The organism is Candidatus Avelusimicrobium fimicolum (assembly GCF_021632165.1).
GTDB lineage: Bacteria > Elusimicrobiota > Elusimicrobia > Elusimicrobiales > Elusimicrobiaceae > Avelusimicrobium > Avelusimicrobium fimicola.
In genome coordinates this window covers 1-16549 of sequence record NZ_JAJWTS010000020.1, presented here as the reverse complement: position 1 = coordinate 16549, position 16549 = coordinate 1, and the positions used below count along the sequence as shown (strand labels likewise).

The 16549-nt window shown below is 48.4% G+C and carries 19 protein-coding genes; 9 read left to right on the top strand and 10 right to left on the bottom strand.

Features of this window, described 5'->3' with window-relative positions; translation table 11 throughout:
• Nucleotides 1-733 precede the first annotated feature (733 nt).
• The 5 genes from ACQY2K_RS07110 to ACQY2K_RS07090 all read right to left on the bottom strand — a co-directional run bounded on the left by ACQY2K_RS07110 (nt 734) and on the right by ACQY2K_RS07090 (nt 4646).
• Nucleotides 734-1117 (bottom strand): Bbp16 family capsid cement protein, encoded by a 384-nt coding sequence (locus ACQY2K_RS07110; RefSeq protein WP_428041281.1) that lies wholly within the window; start codon nt 1115-1117, stop codon nt 734-736.
• 9 nt (nt 1118-1126) lie between these two features.
• Nucleotides 1127-2104, bottom strand: a complete 978-nt coding sequence (locus ACQY2K_RS07105) for a major capsid protein (protein WP_428041280.1) — start codon at nt 2102-2104, stop codon at nt 1127-1129.
• Nucleotides 2105-2114: 10 nt separating this feature from the next.
• Nucleotides 2115-2648 carry a hypothetical protein gene (locus ACQY2K_RS07100; protein WP_428041279.1) on the bottom strand — a complete coding sequence of 178 codons (534 nt, stop codon included), beginning with the start codon at nt 2646-2648 and terminating at the stop codon, nt 2115-2117.
• Nucleotides 2645-2947 (bottom strand): hypothetical protein, encoded by a 303-nt coding sequence (locus ACQY2K_RS07095; RefSeq protein ID WP_428041278.1) that lies wholly within the window; start codon nt 2945-2947, stop codon nt 2645-2647. Before ACQY2K_RS07095 ends, ACQY2K_RS07100 begins: the two co-directional genes overlap by 4 nt.
• 196 nt (nt 2948-3143) lie before the next feature.
• Entirely contained in the window at nt 3144-4646 is a 1503-nt protein-coding gene (locus ACQY2K_RS07090) for a portal protein (RefSeq protein WP_428041277.1), read from the bottom strand.
• Nucleotides 4647-4730: 84 nt separating this feature from the next.
• On the opposite strand from ACQY2K_RS07090, the gene ACQY2K_RS07085 reads away from it, so the two are divergent.
• Nucleotides 4731-4910: a hypothetical protein gene (locus ACQY2K_RS07085; RefSeq protein WP_428041276.1), complete on the top strand. Its 180-nt coding sequence runs from the start codon at nt 4731-4733 to the stop codon at nt 4908-4910.
• A 190-nt stretch (nt 4911-5100) separates the two neighbouring features.
• On the opposite strand, the gene ACQY2K_RS07080 is transcribed toward ACQY2K_RS07085, so the two are convergent.
• The 4 genes from ACQY2K_RS07080 to ACQY2K_RS07065 all read right to left on the bottom strand — a co-directional run bounded on the left by ACQY2K_RS07080 (nt 5101) and on the right by ACQY2K_RS07065 (nt 8727).
• Nucleotides 5101-6408: a terminase large subunit domain-containing protein gene (locus tag ACQY2K_RS07080; RefSeq protein ID WP_428041275.1), complete on the bottom strand. Its 1308-nt coding sequence runs from the start codon at nt 6406-6408 to the stop codon at nt 5101-5103.
• Nucleotides 6405-6806, bottom strand: coding sequence for a hypothetical protein (locus ACQY2K_RS07075; protein WP_428040248.1), 402 nt, complete (start codon nt 6804-6806; stop codon nt 6405-6407). Before ACQY2K_RS07075 ends, ACQY2K_RS07080 begins: the two co-directional genes overlap by 4 nt.
• Before the next feature lie 155 nt (nt 6807-6961).
• Entirely contained in the window at nt 6962-7282 is a 321-nt protein-coding gene (locus tag ACQY2K_RS07070) for a hypothetical protein (protein ID WP_428041274.1), read from the bottom strand.
• A gap of 56 nt (nt 7283-7338) precedes the next feature.
• On the bottom strand, nt 7339-8727 hold the full coding sequence (locus ACQY2K_RS07065) for a YfcC family protein (RefSeq protein ID WP_428041273.1): 1389 nt from the start codon (nt 8725-8727) through the stop codon (nt 7339-7341).
• A gap of 494 nt (nt 8728-9221) precedes the next feature.
• Between ACQY2K_RS07065 and ACQY2K_RS07060 the strand changes: the two genes are divergently transcribed.
• Entirely contained in the window at nt 9222-9860 is a 639-nt protein-coding gene (locus ACQY2K_RS07060) for a helix-turn-helix transcriptional regulator (RefSeq protein WP_428041272.1), read from the top strand.
• Nucleotides 9861-10715: 855 nt separating this feature from the next.
• Here ACQY2K_RS07060 and ACQY2K_RS07055 read toward each other — a convergent pair.
• Nucleotides 10716-11171 (bottom strand): prepilin-type N-terminal cleavage/methylation domain-containing protein, encoded by a 456-nt coding sequence (locus tag ACQY2K_RS07055; protein WP_177745943.1) that lies wholly within the window; start codon nt 11169-11171, stop codon nt 10716-10718.
• A gap of 116 nt (nt 11172-11287) precedes the next feature.
• Between ACQY2K_RS07055 and kdsA the strand changes: the two genes are divergently transcribed.
• Genes kdsA through epsC form a run of 7 tightly spaced genes read left to right on the top strand, consistent with a single transcriptional unit; the run spans nt 11288 to nt 16297 of the window.
• Nucleotides 11288-12115 carry a 3-deoxy-8-phosphooctulonate synthase gene (gene kdsA, locus ACQY2K_RS07050; protein ID WP_428041271.1) on the top strand — a complete coding sequence of 276 codons (828 nt, stop codon included), beginning with the start codon at nt 11288-11290 and terminating at the stop codon, nt 12113-12115.
• Nucleotides 12112-12291, top strand: a complete 180-nt coding sequence (locus ACQY2K_RS07045) for a hypothetical protein (protein WP_428041270.1) — start codon at nt 12112-12114, stop codon at nt 12289-12291. The genes kdsA and ACQY2K_RS07045 overlap by 4 nt, the downstream gene beginning before the upstream one ends.
• A 4-nt stretch (nt 12292-12295) precedes the next feature.
• A complete protein-coding gene (locus ACQY2K_RS07040; RefSeq protein WP_177745949.1) occupies nt 12296-13294 on the top strand; it encodes a KpsF/GutQ family sugar-phosphate isomerase in 999 nt (332 codons plus the stop codon).
• Nucleotides 13291-13839 carry an LPS export ABC transporter periplasmic protein LptC gene (gene lptC, locus ACQY2K_RS07035; protein ID WP_428037597.1) on the top strand — a complete coding sequence of 183 codons (549 nt, stop codon included), beginning with the start codon at nt 13291-13293 and terminating at the stop codon, nt 13837-13839. Before ACQY2K_RS07040 ends, lptC begins: the two co-directional genes overlap by 4 nt.
• Nucleotides 13836-14732 (top strand): LptA/OstA family protein, encoded by an 897-nt coding sequence (locus ACQY2K_RS07030; protein ID WP_428041269.1) that lies wholly within the window; start codon nt 13836-13838, stop codon nt 14730-14732. The genes lptC and ACQY2K_RS07030 overlap by 4 nt, the downstream gene beginning before the upstream one ends.
• An 11-nt stretch (nt 14733-14743) precedes the next feature.
• On the top strand, nt 14744-15463 hold the full coding sequence (lptB, locus tag ACQY2K_RS07025) for an LPS export ABC transporter ATP-binding protein (RefSeq protein ID WP_177745956.1): 720 nt from the start codon (nt 14744-14746) through the stop codon (nt 15461-15463).
• Between the two features lie 9 nt (nt 15464-15472).
• Entirely contained in the window at nt 15473-16297 is an 825-nt protein-coding gene (epsC, locus tag ACQY2K_RS07020) for a serine O-acetyltransferase EpsC (protein ID WP_428041268.1), read from the top strand.
• Nucleotides 16298-16549: the final 252 nt, after the last annotated feature.

The window sequence follows — 16549 nt, the reverse complement described above, 5'->3', positions numbered from 1 at the left end:
AGATTAAAAATTTTATATAGTTTTTAGTGCTGATGTTTGGCGCAAAGGGGCATTTTTAATAATGTTTTATAATTATATTTTATCCACAAGCCAGATAATTGGCAGATGTGTACTTATTTTTTAACACCCATAACCCCTTCTATGCGCCGTGGCAGAGAAAAGATTGGTAACCAAGGAGTAAAAGCCGTCAGTCGTTCTGCTAATAAGATAATGAGGAAAAATAATAGGCGGGAACCGATAAGATGCCGAACAAATAATTTAAAAGTTTTTTACAAGTTCCGGCAAACAATAAAATTTTTTTCGCTTTTGAAGAATTGGCTGCTTTTTTGACTTTAAAAACCCCTGTTTTAAGCAAAACAGAGCCTATTTTAAGCGTTTTTACACATTGTGGCATAGAGATACCCCCTAAAAGGTATTTTTATTGGATAACCTTATCAAAAGCCAAAGGTTCGTATCAAAAAGTTGTGATCCGGCAGTCATCTCAAACCGGCAGCGCATCATTTTTTAACATTTGCCGCACAGGTTGATTACCGGACTCAGCGTTTTGAAAATCCGTAGTCCGCCAAGTGACGGCTCTATTTTGTTCACTTTCCGGGGCCATATTTTGTGCCTCGCTTTCGCCTCGCCTGTTCTGCCCCAATAACACTAAAAACAAAACCGCTCAAAACCTCCGTCTTTTCCCTTTTCAAAAGTACCCGGGCCGATAAAAGTACAGCCCGGGTCATATACGCCGTTATTTCATATCTATTGCATCCGTAACAAAGCAGGACACTTTGCCCGACGTCGGAGCACCCGCCACGGTATAATAGGCGCGCACATAACGCTTGGCTCCCAACGGAAACGGCACGCTAAACAATTCGCCCGCGTCCGCCAAACGGCCCGCATTACAGGCCACGCTTACCAATTCTTTGGCATTGGAAAAGTCAGCCGTATCCGCTGTTTGCAGGGCGACCGTCAGCCCGGTAGCCCCCTTTAAACTTTCGTCCAATCGGGCCACTACATACAGACTTCCCGGAACAGCATTTCCGGCGGCAGTCAAATCCAATGTATTAGCGGAAGATGCCGTAGTTTTCAGCACCTGCTTATCCGATAAAATAGCACTTTGGTCTAATAACATATATTTCTCCTATTTCACCAAGGTTTCGGTATCTGTGATAGCATCGCAGATATGTACCGGAATTTCGTTAAACGTCATCAGCGGGCGTGATGTTACCTGGTCCGGCGTATATTGCACATTGGTACGGTTACTGGTTAATTTACGCAAAGCCGCTTTTACCGTACGGTTCATATACCAAACGGGCTTACCCATAGAAAGGCTCTGAATACGCTCTTCCAATTCGCACATTTGGTCAATCAGGTCCGCCGGTACATTTGTTACATCAATATTACAAATACGGCCCGCAAAGCGCCAATCCTGCACCGCAAGACCTAACTTCCACTCAAAATATTCCTTGTAAGCAGGGTATTCGTTGCCGTTTGCGTCAATATGGTTGACAAGACCGTGGTCCAAGCGCTGAATGCCCGCCTTGGAACCCTTGGGGAAGAAAGTAAAAATCTTATCCGTATCCCATACCACTAAATAGATGGAGGAGTTTTTACCTTCCTTTTGACCGCAGGCATTAATCACATTGCGGGAACTTTCCGCCCCGGAAAGTTCACAATAGCGCGCGGCTAAACCCGTAAAGCGTTCCGGGTTCTTTCCGGCATTGCCGTAAATCAAATTAGCGGCCATCGTGTTGGACATCCCGGCAATAATCGCGCGGGACTGCCCGGTGCGTACACCTTCTACATTTCCTCCTTTCTCAGCCACCAGTTTATCCACCACAGAATAGGCAGACAAAGTGCCGTACGATTCCACCACTACTTTGGTAGTTGCCTTGGCGGGTTCAATGCCTTGGTAAGCGCGGCGCCAAGTACCTTCCGGGATACCGGTTCTAACCGCATATTCGTGTCCGCTGTCTAATGAACTTTCCACCACCAACGCATCACCAATAATATCGTTAGATTTGCTTAACACCTCGGCAATGGCTAATTCTTGGCCGGAGGGGTCAAACTGTTTTGCATAATCAATTAAACTGTACTGCTTATCAGCAATAATTGCCATATTTTTCTCCTTAATTATTTTTTCCGTACAACGCCTCGGCGAAAGTTTTATCCTGCAAGGCGGAAGATTTACCGCCCGGGAAAGAATCTTCGCTGATACGTTTGCCTATCTCGTTAAAGGTACGGACAATAACGGGATGGTTTCCAAGCCCCGTAGTTTCCAGCAACTGGCGCAGTTCAGGCCCGCCAAACGCATCTGCCGCGCGAACGGCCAGTGATACGGCCTCTTCAAAATCAGGGCCGTACATTTCTTTGGTCTGCTTGCCCCAATTTTCCCAGATTTGCTGTTTTTGGTTTTCTTCCTCACTCACACCTTGGCGCAAAAAATGGCCCTCAAAGTCCACCAATTTTTGCACCTGTTCCAACGAAAGCCCTATTTCTTGCGACAATGTTTTAAAGGCATCTAATGACGTTTCGTCAAACAATATGCCATCAGGTAATTTTAGACCTTCGTAGAGCGGCGGGTCTTGGGGTGCGTCCGCCCGGTTGTCTGGCCCGGCGGCCGGAGCGGCCGGGGCGTTTAAATCATTTTTTTCTTCACTCATATTATTTCCTCACTTTGGCAGTTTATTTGTTCTTGTCCGGCTTTCACTTCGGACAAATATTCCCCCCGCATTTGTGCATAGGCAGACGGATAGGCTTCTTCTATTTCCACCAGCAGAAAAAGTCCCAAACTTTTTTGCCCGCAATGGAAGGCGGTGGCACAGGCATCCCCCGGCACAAATCCGTGCTGGTATAGGGCAGCAGCCTGCAAAATTCGCCACAGCACGCGGCGGCCCTGTACGGTTTTTAGGACGGCCTGCAAATCACAGGCGTTGCGTTTTTTTAATTGTTTTTCGTTCATAGGAATCAGGATAAACGGGGGAAAACGCGGAGCCGGTGCGGTTTTCCCCCGCGGTTGGGACAGCGTGCGGTAATTTTAGACGCCTGCCCCAACGCTTATGTGTTTTTTAATAGGCAAATACGGGGTTCCGGGAGCCGTATTTACTCCGTTTGCGGGCCGCTCGCTTATAAAGGCACGCCCGAAAACGGTTTTGCTTTTACTTTTCCGAATCTTTTAATAAGGCTGGGGCCACTCCCAAAGACGAAAGTCCTTCTTCCAGCGCACGGTTATAATCCACCCGCTCCGCTACTTTCGGGCAGGCCGCCGACAAAGTGGCTGCGTAATTAATTCCCTGTACCAAGGCGGCAAGCCCTGCGGCCTTTTGCGCACGCGCAATTAGCGATACATACTCTACTTTCATTTTTAGCCCCTGCACACTTTCGGGTGCGGGCGGCAAAAAACCTTGGCGGTCAAGCAGGGCAAATGCCCTATCAATAAGAGGGTCCAGCAGTTCATTTTTTAAGCGTTCCAAAACAGGACCTAAAATTAACATTTTTTCCTGGTGGCGTTCGGCTACCTCGGCGGCGGTCATATTGGAATAATTTTGGGCAGAAAGCATTAAAAATACATCTGCAAAAAATTGCGAACGAATTGTACTTCTCACCGACGAAATGGCATTTTCCAAGGAGGACAAATCGGCCTGCACCTGATAGGCGGGCTTTACTGCCGCATCCGTCGTACCGTTGTAACGGGTAATACCTCCGGGCAGTAAATTTACTTCTCCCTGCACATTAGCAGACACCATTACCGGCGGATTTGTATTTTTATCCAATGCCACTAATTTAGCCTTTTGCATTTTTTGAAGCATCTTCACATCACCCAAGCACTTCCACCCCGGACCGCGCCCATACGCATCTGCCGATTGTTTTACCTCCCAACGGGCAGCAATTACCGGGAACTCCCGGTAGCCGCTTTGGCGCAGCAAATGGCCGGTTTCTGTCAAATATACGGACGAATAGGCCATATGGCGGTTATCCAAACACTCTTTGGAAAATTCCGGATTGGGGAAAATAAGATGAAGAATTTTATGATAGCGGGCCGGACGGTTTTGGGCGGCTTCCTGACGGATAGCGGGCGGCAGATTTTTTAGGCCAAAGGATTCTTGCATTTGCGGGGCCGTTAAGAAAAACTCCCTTCCAAAGCGGTTTACGCGCCCCAAAGCGTCGGTACCCAGGCTGTACTCTCCTATGGTAAAGGGGCGGCATCTAATTCCTTTTTGCGGGTCCTCCTCCAACAAAAAAGCCGCTGTGCCAAAAACAGCAATTTCTTGGTAAAAGGTATGAAGCGTGCTATATACGTTACTGGCGGAAAAGGCTTCCTCTAAGCATCTTTTTATTTCGCCCAGCCACTCGCGCACACCGGGGCATTTTTCCAGTTCACGCGGAGTTAGCCCTAAATCAAACCAACTTCTTGCCGGACTGGTCAGCCCGCTCATCATACCGGCGGAAAGAATTTCCACCGCCAGACAAGGATCGCTGTCCAGCAAGGTTTTGTGGTCCAAACGGCGGCCTCTGTTGGGTGTTTGCCCGTCAAAAAAGCCCCGCGTAGGCGCTAAATAAGCGCAGAGGTCTTTCCAGGCGGACAGCCAGGAAACACGCTCGTTTTTCAGTTCGCCGTAAAGGCGTAAATAATCGGTTTTCGGTTGGATATTATTTTTCATAGGTGGGAATATAACCCGTTTTTGGGAGCGCACGGGCGTGCGCAAACGGTAAAAATTTATTAGAATAACAAAAGAGGTGCGACTATGATGGGATTAATTACAATTTTTGTATTTGTGGTTTTACTTGCGTTTCCTGGTTTTTATATCATTACGCGCAAGATTTTTCCAAAGAAAAGCAAAAAATCCGCTACTTGGATTTCTATTTTTCTGACGGTTATTTTACTGGGGTTGTTGGCCTTGGGCCTGGTAGGAAACCCGGTATAAAAAATCTGCCGTTTTTTTTGCCCGCTTTAACGAGCGGGTTTTTTTATGTCAAAAAACCTGCAAAACGCGCAAAAAACGCTTTTTAATGCTTTACAAAAATTATTGTGGGAATAAGAGGAATACTGCGTAACTTCTATTTTTTTATTATATCATAAAAATAACATTTTGTCAAGAAATATTTTTTTTAATCTTATATCACGTCGTACTCACAGCCGGCAAATTCCTTTGTGCCAATATGTCGCGGGCGGACGGGCGCGGCAAAAGTAAGGGCCAATGCATCAGCCAAATCCGGGCTTTGTCCGCAGCGTTCTTTTAATTTTTCCTTGGGTTCCAAACGCATCCGCCCCGCCGCGTCATAATCATAACACACTTGGCACAAATCGGCCTTTAATTCCGGCAACGGCGGCAAGGCGCCCCCGGCTTTTAACCAGTCCCGCATTTCGCCCCACATTTCCGCCCTCTTGTTGGCATATTGCTCCGGGTACAAAGAAGCCCCGCCGAAAGGAACCTCTGTTACGCAAAAGCCCAGTTGGCGCAAGCGGTCAATAACTCCCCCGCCGCACCCGGCATCCACAAATACACCGTCTGGGCGGAAGATATTTATTTGGCGCGCGGCCCTGTCGGCCAACGTCATATTGTCAAGCCGCCGGAATACCAAAGGCGCAAAGGCCTGTAAGCCCTGGCGGCAGAAAATAACGCTTCTGTCATCACCGAAACGTGCAGGGTCTATGCCCATAATTTTAGGGGCAAATCGCACCTCCGCCGGGCTGTATGAGCGGGAACAGGCAGACAAAACCGAATCTATGGGAATTAACACATTTTCAGCACTTGCGGTAAAATCACACAAATATTCCTGGCGGAAAATAGTATCCGGCGTTTCATCTTTCAAGCGTGCAAGTTCCGCGGGAGAAATGACACCCGATTCGTCCGCACGGAAAACCCCCGTCCACCACACAGCAGGCTCCGCCAAAGCAGATTTTTGCGCCCGGTTAAACAATTCAAAAAAAGCGTTCTGCCCCTTAGGAGTGCCCATAAAAACGGCCCACCCCTCACGCGACAAAAGCATCGGGCGGATAATTTCAGTAAATACATCCGGTTTAATTTGCGCGTATTCGTCCAGCACTACACCGTCGGCATAAGTACCGCGCAAGGCATCGGGGTTATCGGCCCCGCACACCCAAATCCGCGCGCCGTTAGGCAAACGAACATTCAGTTCGCTTTCGTTTGTGGTAACGTCCGGCAAAGGCGCGGTATAGCGTTTGACATAATCCCAAGCAATCATTTTAGCCTGCTTTAAAAAAGGGGCTATATAAAAATACCGCGCGTGCGGAAGCGGATTTTGTAATGCTTTTTTAAGCAAATGATTGACGGCGCAAACTGTTTTACCCAGTTGGCGGTGCGTAACCAAGACGCAAAAGCGGTGGCTTTCCAACTGCGGGTGAATTTGCGCCTGTACCGGGCGCGGGGAATAGGGAATAACCACAGCGGATTTATTCATTTGTTTTCCTCCCAACGCACAACAATATCCGTATGCGGGATATCCTCTTTTCCGTCTTTCCACCCTAATAAATTTTTGGCGGTAAACACCGCAAAGGACGAGGAATAATTGCCGCGCAGGCTGTTTTGGATAAGGATATTGCCCTGCAAGTCGCGCGCTTTTTGGACGGCCAGACGGAAGGCGGGGTGCTTTTTTTCCCAAGAGGATAGAACCGCACAGGTAGTACCCAACATTTTGGCAAAGGCGGCAAAGGTGGGCAACTCGGCGGCTGTTTCCACCAGGCTGATACTGCCGTCGCGCTTTTGCACCTCGGTAACGCTAAACGGAGCCACATTAAAAAAAGCGAGTAATCGCTCGCAATACTCCGGCTGATAGGAGAGCGGTTTTTTAGCAGGCATATAAAAAACTCCAAATAAGAATTACGGGCTAATAAAAAGTCCCGTTTGGCATATTCGGAAAGTAAAAGGAAAGGGTGGGCCGAGCGCCCGGAGATAAAAAAATTACAAACCGCTTCGTGCGTTTTGTAATTAAATATATTATAGCAAAGTATTTTTTATTTGTCAAATTTATTTTCCCAGCAAAAGAGATTTGCCTTAAAATCGCACGCATAAAAAGGCACGCCTTTGGGGCACAAAAAGGGCAAAAAATGCCGTTCTTTTACAAATTCCTGCCACGTTAAAAAGGAATTTTCATCCGGTAAATCTGCGCCGTTTTCTGCGGCAAAAAAGAAGTTATACACGCTGATTAGTACCTGCAAACAGGCATCTTTCTCCGGCGAAGCCAAGCCCCCGCGCACCCCGTCCACCGGGGCGGACAAGCGCGAGGCCCGTGCAAAAATACAGTTTTCCAAATCAATTTTAGCGGATAAATTCATAAAAAGGACGTAAAAAAGGCCCCTGCGAAAGGGGCCTTTAAACAAACCGAAACAGGCTACCAATGCAGTAAATAAGGCGGGATTAAGAGCAGCATAGAGAGCACAGCCAAGACAATTTGCAGGCCCAAATTCCACCGGGCCCATTTAAGCCAGGGAATCCCCGCCATACCGATAGCCGCCATTGTAACAGGGGCGGTAGGGATAATTGCGTTCGTCCAGCCTTCGCCAAACTGGTAAGCCAAAATGGACAGTTGCGGGCTGATACCCAATAAATCGGACAACGGAATCATCACAGGCATTGTCAGCACGGCTTGGCCGGAGCCGGACGCCACAAAAAAGTTGATAAACGTATGCGCCCAAAACATCCCTTCCACGGCAACCAAGGGGTGCTGTTGCCCAATAATCTGCACAATGGCGTGCAATACGGTATCCAAAATGCGCCCGTCGGAAGCAATCACCACAATCGCACGCGCCAACGCTAGCATAATAGACACGCTGACCATACTGCGCGCGCCGTCAATAATGGCATCCGTCGTTTGGTTTAAGGACAAGCGGCCAATCACAGCCGACACCAAGCCCACACCTAAAAACAGGCCGGAAATTTCAATAATATACCAATGATACACCGCCACTCCATAAACAAGCGTGGCCATACCCAAGGCAAAAACTACCGAAATCCAAATATGCGAGGCTTTAAAATGCGGCTTTTCCAGCACGTTTAAATGCAGGTTTTTGCGTTTTTCCTTATCGGCCTCGTAAGTGATACTTTTAGTGGGGTTTTTGCGGACTTTTTCCCCGTACCAAGTAACAAAACCGATAACAACCGCCGTACAAATGGCCCACACCGCCGCACGGTAGCCCAAACCGGAATAAAGGGGCAACTGCGCAATCCCCTGGGAAATACCGACTGTAAACGGATTCATAAACGCCGAGCCAAACCCCACCCACGCGCCTAAAAAGGGGATACTTACCCCCACCGCCGTATCATACCCCAAGGAGAGCGCAAGCGGGATAAACAGCGGGATGAAGATAAGGGTTTCCTCCTCCATACCAAACACCGCTCCGCCCAAGGAAAACAGTATCATACTGGCGGGAATAAAGAATTTTTTTAGCCCGTCTCTGCGCGAGAATAAATAACTTGTACCTAAAATCACGGCGTTTACCGTGCCAGTGCGTTCCAAAATGGTAAAAATCGCCCCGGTAATAAAAATAAACACGATGATATCGGCGCAATCGCCAAAGGCCTTGGCGGGAGCCGTCAGCACGGCGGCAAGGCCCTGCGGGTTAGACTCCACCTTATGATAGGACCCGGCCACGGTATAGGAACGGCCGTCTTTTTGGACGGTGTTATACTGCCCGGCGGGCAGGAGGTACGTCAGCGCGGCCATAACCAGCATAATGGCAAAAATTAGGCCGTAAATGTTAAGGGAAAAACCAGATTTCATTTTTACATTATAGATAATTTCCCTAATGCTCCGCCTAAAAATCGCTAATGGCGTAAAAAATCCGCCAGTTCGCGCAAAAAGCAGATGACGCCAACCGCCCCCACGAAGTAGAAAATAAAATATAAACACATATTTAGAAACCGCGGTTAGCAAAGTTAAGCCAATCGGCCGGAAGCCTTTTTCACATAGGGCGGCTACGTTGGAATCTTAACTTTACTAACCCAAACATCTTTTTATTTGCTACAATAGACTTGCGTTCCCTGGCGGAAAACACGCAAGCAAGAGCGCACAAGCAATTATGCCGCAGGCGCGGCACGGGTTTAGAGGATTAAACCCTTGGTATGTTGCTTCTGTTAGGATAGAAACAAGATTGTACGCCCGTAAGATAAACAAGTTAGGGCTTGTTTACAAATGTTAGTATAGTAAGTATTGTTAGTATTTGTCAAGCGTTTTTTGGGCCTAATTTACCCCAAGGCATTTTTAGAGAGGAGCCGATGATAAATAAGTTTGAAAAACAACTGGAAAAATGGAACGGCGGTGTATTGCGCGGAGCCCAAGCCAAGTTAGCAAGGCTCCTGCAAGTATCCACCGCTACGGTCGCCTTGTGGGCTACCGGGAAAAGACGCCCCTCCAAGGGATATGTGGCCCAAATGGCGCAACTTTTCGGGCTAGATGAGTTTTATATTATGCGGCTTTTTACCCCCGCCACCACCTATCCCGAAGTGAATCCACTTTCCCCTTTGCCTGCTTTACGCGACGCGCAAACCCCGGAAAACACTTACACTGCTGACAATCCCGCCACGCAAAGCAACAGTGTTTCCGTACCGCTTTTGTCTGCCGTGCCTTTGCTCTACCCTGATTTAACCGGGTGCGAGATAACCGAGTGGTGGACGCTCCCGCGCCAACGGGCACAAGGCGGGAAATACCTACTAGAATTGGACAACGCCCTGTGGCTTATTAAACCCACTCACGAATTTTTAGACGGAAAAAAAATGCTTATTTCCGTCAAAGGCTCCTTTCTATTAGTCCAAGTGCAAGGCTCAACACTTTTGCAGGGCAACGGACAGACATTTCCGACGGACCAAGCCCAGGCGCACGGTTTGGCGGTGTTAAAAATTAGTTATATAGTATAACGCCCCTTGATTTTAGCCGAAACTCCGTTATACTATTCATATCCCTAGTAAGGGCCGGCAGAAAACTACCCCGGCGCATCAGCCTTTCCGGATGATGTCAGGCGGTGCGAACGGATGATAACTGTTCCCGGTTGTTTGGCTTGCGGGCGCGAAGAGCGTGGCAAGGCAAGGGACTGCGGAAGCAGAAAAAAAGTTCTTTGAGGATTGTACGGCACGGAACAGGTACGTTTGGTGTGCAAAGACCGCTGCACAAACTTTGGACCGACAACCCGAGGGTTGTTGGAGTCAACCAAAGGTATGGGGCGGGGCAACCTTCGGCAGGTTCGGTGCGGCACCGCAAAACTTTGAACTGTTGGATTATCGTGGGATAAGAGAGTAATTATGGAGAAATCGGCTGATTGAGGCCCCTGTGTTGAATAAACCGGGGGCCTCGGCTATTACAACGGCAAAGCCCCGCGTTCTATGGATAGCCAAAATGTTCGGGGATGACAGTAAAAAATAAGGCCGTTATAAAAATTAGGGGTCATTCTGAACTTGTTTCAGAATCTACCGCTTGGGTCGTTGGTTATTGCCGTCATCCTGGAAAGTCGTAGTCCAGGATCTGTTGTTATAAAACAAGGCTTAGATTCTGGAACGCTCCGCGTCGGGTCCTTGCGGGCCGCCAAAACACTCGGGGATGACATTTGCTTTTGCTTTTTGCAGTCATTTTTAGAGAGAAGTGTCTTGTTCAGTTCTTGTCTTCGTCGTCATTCCCGAAAGTTGTACCTCTTATATGATAAAACCACACGCAAAAAACCGGGAGAGCCTTATAAAACACTCTCCCGGAGAAAATAAAAAATTAACCAGACTACTACTTTATTTAACTGTAAAGCCGGAACCCGCAAACGATTTGCACAAGTCCGCGGCGGTGGAGCCAGTCGGCGTGCAAGTGCGCAAGGTGGCAACGTCGTTGTAGTTATTGAAAAACGTCAATACATACTTTTCGGACCCGCCCAAATTGCGTGTGGCTTCCACACGATCGCCCTTGGACAAATCGTATGCAAATAAACTAGTGGTATATTGGTTTCCTGCCGCATTCCAAGACCCACCCGAAAGTTTAATATCCAGGTCATAGCGCGTTTTGGGCAAATCATTGGGGCGTTCGTTCAAGGCGCGGTTCATCGCATCCACAATCGCCCGTCCGTTTACAAACGCTTCGGAAGCGCGGCTCTTTTCCACCGCCACTTCATATTGCGGCAAGGCAATAGCCGATAATATACCGATAATCAGCACCACTACCAAGAGTTCAATTAACGTAAAACCTCTGTTCATAAAATCCTCCTAAAAGGGATATCTACGGATATAGTATAAAATACCCGGCGCAAAAATACAAGTTTTTTCGGCATATTTCTATATAGAATGCGGACAAAATTTGCTATGATATGGGTATGCAGAAAATCATCAAAATAGGTAATTATAAGATTTCCAACACTTTACCCTTGGCATTTATGGCCGGGACGTGCGTGATTGAAAGCGAAACGCACTATATAGATACCGCCAAAAAACTCAAAGCCATTATCGCCAAGACAAAACACCCCTTTATTTTAAAAGCCTCCTTTGACAAGGCCAACCGCACCTCGGTAGATGCGTATCGCGGGCCGGGGCTTGCCCAGGGACTTGAAATTTTAGCCAAAGCCAAAAAAATTACCGGCCTTCCGCTCGTGGTAGATGTCCACGAACCGTGGCAGGCCGAAGAAGTGGCCCAAGTAGCCGATATTTTGCAAATTCCGGCGTTCCTGTGCCGCCAAACCGATTTGGTATTGGCCTGCGCCGATACGGGCAAAGCCGTCAACGTAAAAAAAGGCCAATTCTTGGCCCCGGCGGCAATGGAACAGGTTATCAAAAAAATTGAATCCCGCGGAAACCACAAAATTTTACTTACCGAACGCGGAGCCAGTTTCGGCTACGGAGATTTAGTCGTGGATATGCGTTCGTTGGAAGTTATGAAACAGTTTGGCTATCCTGTTATTTTTGACGCGACCCACTCCGTGCAAAAGCCCGGAGCGTTAGGCTCTACCACGGGCGGCAACCGCCAATTAGCCCCCATACTGGCCAAAGCGGCAACCGCACTTGGAATTGCGGGTGTGTTTTTTGAAGCGCACCCGGACCCGGACCACGCTTTGTCCGACGGCCCGAACTCATTAGATTTAAAAATGGCCGCCAAAATGACGCGCCAGTTATGCGCCATTGACGAACTGGTTAAAAAATTCAAATGATTAATAGCCACCCCGTCTGGACCCCTTCTTTAAAAAAACAGGCCTTATTGCTCGGCCTGCTTTTGACGGTTTGTACGGGGCTGTATTTTATTTTTTCCTTTGTAACGGCCCGCTTGCCCGAGCCGTTTAAAACCCAACGGCCCGCACCCGAAGCGACCCCGTGGATAAACAGGTGAAACTATGACACAAGAATTTTCTGAAACCGCCGTAAAACGTATGGCACGCCGCGTGCTGGAAATAGAATTGGAAGCCTTGGAACTAAGCAAAAAAAGCATTGACGACCAATTTTTAAAAGCCGTGGACGTAATTGCCAAGACCAAGGGCCGCGTAGTAGTGCTGGGTATCGGCAAAAGCGGCATTATCGGCCGCAAAATTTCCGCCACCTTGGCCTCTACGGGTACGCCGTCTTTCTTTGTGCACCCGGTGGAAGCCCTGCACGGAGACTTGGGGATGATTATGCCCGGCGACGTAATTTTGGCAATTTCTTTTTCCGGACAAACCGAGGAAATCAACAAAATTCTCCCCTCTTTGGAACGGCGCAAATTAACCATTATCGGTATGACGGGTAACGCGCATTCTAAACTGGCATTAATGTCCGATATTCACCTCACTATCCATATTGAACGCGAAGCCTGCCCCTACAACTTGGCCCCCACCGCTTCCACCACCGCCACCTTGGCTGTGGGTGATGCGCTGGCCTTGTGCTTAATGAAAATCAAACATTTTGAAAAACGTGATTTTGCCGTCTTTCACCCGGGGGGCTCCTTGGGCAAACTGCTTACCCAGCAAGTAAAAGATTTAATGCGCAAAGGGAAAAATAACCCCACCGTGCGCGAAACGGCCTCCGTCAAAGACGCGCTGTTTGTAATGACCCAAACCGGAGCCGCCGGGGCCACCAGCATTGTGGACGGCAAGGGTCATCTGCTGGGGTACTTTACCGACGGAGATTTGCGCCGCTTACTGCAAAACGGCTCGGACCTGCTCAATAAAAACATTACCGAAGTAATGACCCGTAACCCGCACCATATTTTGGATACGCGTCCCGCCATTGATGCCGCCAAAATGATTCACTCTACCCACGTGGACAATCTGCCGGTGCTGGATAAATCCGGCAAGGTGGTGGGCATTATTGACGAAAAAGATTTAATTGAATACTTGGCATTTTTGGATAAAAAATGAGAAAATTCTTTTTGTTTTCTATCGTACCTTTGTTAGCCGCCTGCGGCGGGAGCGAAACCTTTTCACCCGCCGAGGAAGCCGGTATGCAACTGGCTACACAGGTTTCTATTTTTGAGTCCAAGGACAACCAAAAACAATGGATCCTGCGCGCAGATGCGGTAGATTTTTCCGATTTAAAAAGTGCCACTTTAAAAAAACCCGTACTTCTACTTAAAGAAAACGGACGGGACAGTGTGCAAGTAACCGGAGAAACCGGCTCTTTTGACTACCCGAGCAAACTGGTCTCTATTGAAGGGCACGCCATTATAAAATCTTTAACTGAAAAGGCCACCATTACGGCGGAACAATTTTCCTATGATGTGGACAAAAACCGCATTTGGTCCGACACCAAAACGGTCATCACCCGCGGCGGGGCCAAAGTAACAGCCAAGGGCGGTGTGGAAACGGATTCCAAACTGTCCAAAATAGAACTGAAAAAACAAACCACCCGTTTGCCTGCGCGCACGAACGAATTAAAACTAAACAAGGAAACCTTACACAAATGAACACAAAATGGCTTCTTTTGCTCCCTTTGCTGGCAACTGTGGCGGTAAGCGGCTGCCGGACGGTACGCGCCCAAGGGCCGGAGATTAAAATTCCGCCCGCAAAAAAGCAACTCTCACAAGCCAAACGCAATTTAAAACAAAAAGCCGCCGTCAGCAAAATGCCCGCAGTTTTGGGCGGACTAGTACAAAGCGACAGTTGGATAATTTACAAAGACAAACAGCAAGAGGAATTTAAGGGCAACGTTTCTTACGATAACGGGACGTACCGTTTCCGCGCCGATTATGCCTTGTCCGAACGCGCCTTACACCGCTTTACCGCCAAAGGGAACGTCTATCTGCGCCAAGCCGAAACGAACGCACCCGAATATCAAGCCTATGCCGACTATGCCCGCTACAACTACAAAACGCAAAAGGGCATTTTAACCGCCAACAAAGGCAAACAAATCCGCCTGATTTACACCGACAAAAAAAACGGCACCGCCACCGCTTATGCAAAAAAAGCAGAATTTGATTTAAACGAACAGATTTTTATTTTAGAAGGGAACGTCCGCGTGGTGCGCGACACACCGCAAGGCCCGCAGACACTCACCGCAGACAAAGCCACCTACCGCCAAGCCAAAAACCATTTGCTTTTGGAAGGCGGCGCATCCGCTTCGGACTCCCTGCGAACCTTGGAGGCCGACACCATTATTTATGACGGGAACAACAACGCATCTTATGCCTATGGTTCCCGCCCGCTGCTGCACGGCACGAGCGAAGAAGGTACATTTGCTATAATAGCGGATAAGGTGCAAACGGATAACGAGGGCAAAAAAATAATATTAGACGGCAAGGTGCAGGGCTGGGCGGTTTCCCCCCGGCTTAACGACTCCTCCGCCAACACCAAATTTTAGGGGTTTTAATTATGGAACTGCGCAGCGAACAAATTGTTAAAGTTTACAAGGACCGTATGGTCGTAAAAGGAGTGGATATACACGTTAAGTCCGGCGAAATCGTCGGCCTGTTAGGCCCCAACGGCGCCGGGAAAACCACCTCTTTTTATATGATGGTCGGTTTTATCAGCCCGACCAAGGGCCGCGTTTTTATTGACGGGGACGACGTAACCAAACTGCCTATGTACGAACGCGCCCGGCACGGCCTGGGATATCTTGCGCAGGAACCCACCATTTTTAAAGGCCTTACGGTAGAGGAAAACTTGCTTGCCGTATTGGAGCGAATTTTAGACGACAAACAAGAGCAAAAACGCCGCGTGGAAGCCCTGTTAAACGAATTTGGCCTTACCAAATTAGCCAAGCAAAAAGCGTGGACCCTCTCCGGCGGAGAAAAACGCCGTATGGAAATTGCGCGCTGTATGATTAGCAACCCGAAAATTATCCTGTTAGACGAACCTTTCGTGGGCATTGACCCGATTACCGTATCCGACTTGCGCCATATGATTTTTAAATTAAAAGATAAAGGTATCGGGGTGCTGATTACCGACCACAACGTACGCGAAACCCTGCCGCTTACGGAACGCGCTTATTTGATTTACGACGGTAAAATTTTGGTAGAGGGCGACCAAAACACCTTGCTTAACGACGCTAACGCCCGCCGCCTGTATCTTGGGGAAGACTTTAAAATGTAAGGGGCCGCTATGAATCCGTTTTCCAGCGTAACTGATGAACTAAAAAGCACTTTTGACAAAAAATTTTACGAAAAGGCCCAGTTTATCCCCTCCGCCAAAGAAACGGTAGAACTTTTTTGCGCGTTTAAAGATTTCTTGTACCAATATCCCTTGGAGTGTACCGAGCAAAAAGCCTGCCCCGCCACATTGGAACAATTAGCCGCAAGGTTGGAAATACAGATTTTAAATGCGCTTTGCTTTTTGTGTAAGGAAAAAGCAGACTGCAATTTGTGCCGTTCCCGGGCGGCCCGGCTCACGCACGATTTTATCTTTGCCTTGCCCGCTATCCAACGCTTGCTGATTACGGATATTACCGCCGCCTACGAGGGCGACCCTGCCGCCGTAAACCCGGTTGAACCCCTTTTGTGCTATCCCGGTGTTACCGCCATCACTTTACAACGTATGGCCCACTTTTTACATAAAAACGGGGTGCGTCTGATTCCGCGTATCGTTACCGAATATGCCCATAGTTTAACCGGCATTGATATTCACCCCGGCGCGGAAATCGGGCCCGGCTTTTTTATTGACCACGGTACAGGTGTGGTGATTGGAGAGACGTGCGTAATTGGCGCCAATGTAAAACTCTATCAGGGCGTTACCTTAGGCGCAAAAAGTTTCCCCTTGGACGAACACGGCAACCCCGTAAAAGGCATTAAACGCCACCCCAATATTGAGGATGACGTCATCATCTATGCCGAAACCACCGTTCTTGGCAACGTAACCATTGGCAAAGGCAGCGTTTTAGGCGCCAACAAGTGGATTACCCACGACGTTCCCCCACACTCCCAAATATAGCCCTGCGGGCTGTGCCTCTTTATGCGCTGGGTTACGTTAATTGAGCCTTATGCTGTGTATAACGGCAAGAAACCCCTTCACCAACGCGAAGGGGTTTCTTTTCAATAAAAAACTACTTTTTCAAAAAGAGCTACTGGTTGCCCACCGCTCACCCGTACAGGTATCTACGGTTACATAGGCAGTTTGTGTCAAATCAGCAGACATATATCTCACGGTCTGATACCTATCAAGGCTGTCAGCGCAGCCTTTAAT

What these genes read in the sequence shown, in the direction of transcription:
- ACQY2K_RS07110 (WP_428041281.1), bottom strand. Translation starts at nt 1,117, where the DNA reads ATGTTATTAGACCAAAGTGCTATTTTATCGGATAAGCAGGTGCTGAAA.
- ACQY2K_RS07105 (WP_428041280.1), bottom strand. Translation starts at nt 2,104, where the DNA reads ATGGCAATTATTGCTGATAAGCAGTACAGTTTAATTGATTATGCAAAA.
- ACQY2K_RS07100 (WP_428041279.1), bottom strand. Translation starts at nt 2,648, where the DNA reads ATGAGTGAAGAAAAAAATGATTTAAACGCCCCGGCCGCTCCGGCCGCC.
- ACQY2K_RS07095 (WP_428041278.1), bottom strand. Translation starts at nt 2,947, where the DNA reads ATGAACGAAAAACAATTAAAAAAACGCAACGCCTGTGATTTGCAGGCC.
- ACQY2K_RS07090 (WP_428041277.1), bottom strand. Translation starts at nt 4,646, where the DNA reads ATGAAAAATAATATCCAACCGAAAACCGATTATTTACGCCTTTACGGC.
- ACQY2K_RS07085 (WP_428041276.1), top strand. Translation starts at nt 4,731, where the DNA reads ATGATGGGATTAATTACAATTTTTGTATTTGTGGTTTTACTTGCGTTT.
- ACQY2K_RS07080 (WP_428041275.1), bottom strand. Translation starts at nt 6,408, where the DNA reads ATGAATAAATCCGCTGTGGTTATTCCCTATTCCCCGCGCCCGGTACAG.
- ACQY2K_RS07075 (WP_428040248.1), bottom strand. Translation starts at nt 6,806, where the DNA reads ATGCCTGCTAAAAAACCGCTCTCCTATCAGCCGGAGTATTGCGAGCGA.
- ACQY2K_RS07070 (WP_428041274.1), bottom strand. Translation starts at nt 7,282, where the DNA reads ATGAATTTATCCGCTAAAATTGATTTGGAAAACTGTATTTTTGCACGG.
- ACQY2K_RS07065 (WP_428041273.1), bottom strand. Translation starts at nt 8,727, where the DNA reads ATGAAATCTGGTTTTTCCCTTAACATTTACGGCCTAATTTTTGCCATT.
- ACQY2K_RS07060 (WP_428041272.1), top strand. Translation starts at nt 9,222, where the DNA reads ATGATAAATAAGTTTGAAAAACAACTGGAAAAATGGAACGGCGGTGTA.
- ACQY2K_RS07055 (WP_177745943.1), bottom strand. Translation starts at nt 11,171, where the DNA reads ATGAACAGAGGTTTTACGTTAATTGAACTCTTGGTAGTGGTGCTGATT.
- kdsA (WP_428041271.1), top strand. Translation starts at nt 11,288, where the DNA reads ATGCAGAAAATCATCAAAATAGGTAATTATAAGATTTCCAACACTTTA.
- ACQY2K_RS07045 (WP_428041270.1), top strand. Translation starts at nt 12,112, where the DNA reads ATGATTAATAGCCACCCCGTCTGGACCCCTTCTTTAAAAAAACAGGCC.
- ACQY2K_RS07040 (WP_177745949.1), top strand. Translation starts at nt 12,296, where the DNA reads ATGACACAAGAATTTTCTGAAACCGCCGTAAAACGTATGGCACGCCGC.
- lptC (WP_428037597.1), top strand. Translation starts at nt 13,291, where the DNA reads ATGAGAAAATTCTTTTTGTTTTCTATCGTACCTTTGTTAGCCGCCTGC.
- ACQY2K_RS07030 (WP_428041269.1), top strand. Translation starts at nt 13,836, where the DNA reads ATGAACACAAAATGGCTTCTTTTGCTCCCTTTGCTGGCAACTGTGGCG.
- lptB (WP_177745956.1), top strand. Translation starts at nt 14,744, where the DNA reads ATGGAACTGCGCAGCGAACAAATTGTTAAAGTTTACAAGGACCGTATG.
- epsC (WP_428041268.1), top strand. Translation starts at nt 15,473, where the DNA reads ATGAATCCGTTTTCCAGCGTAACTGATGAACTAAAAAGCACTTTTGAC.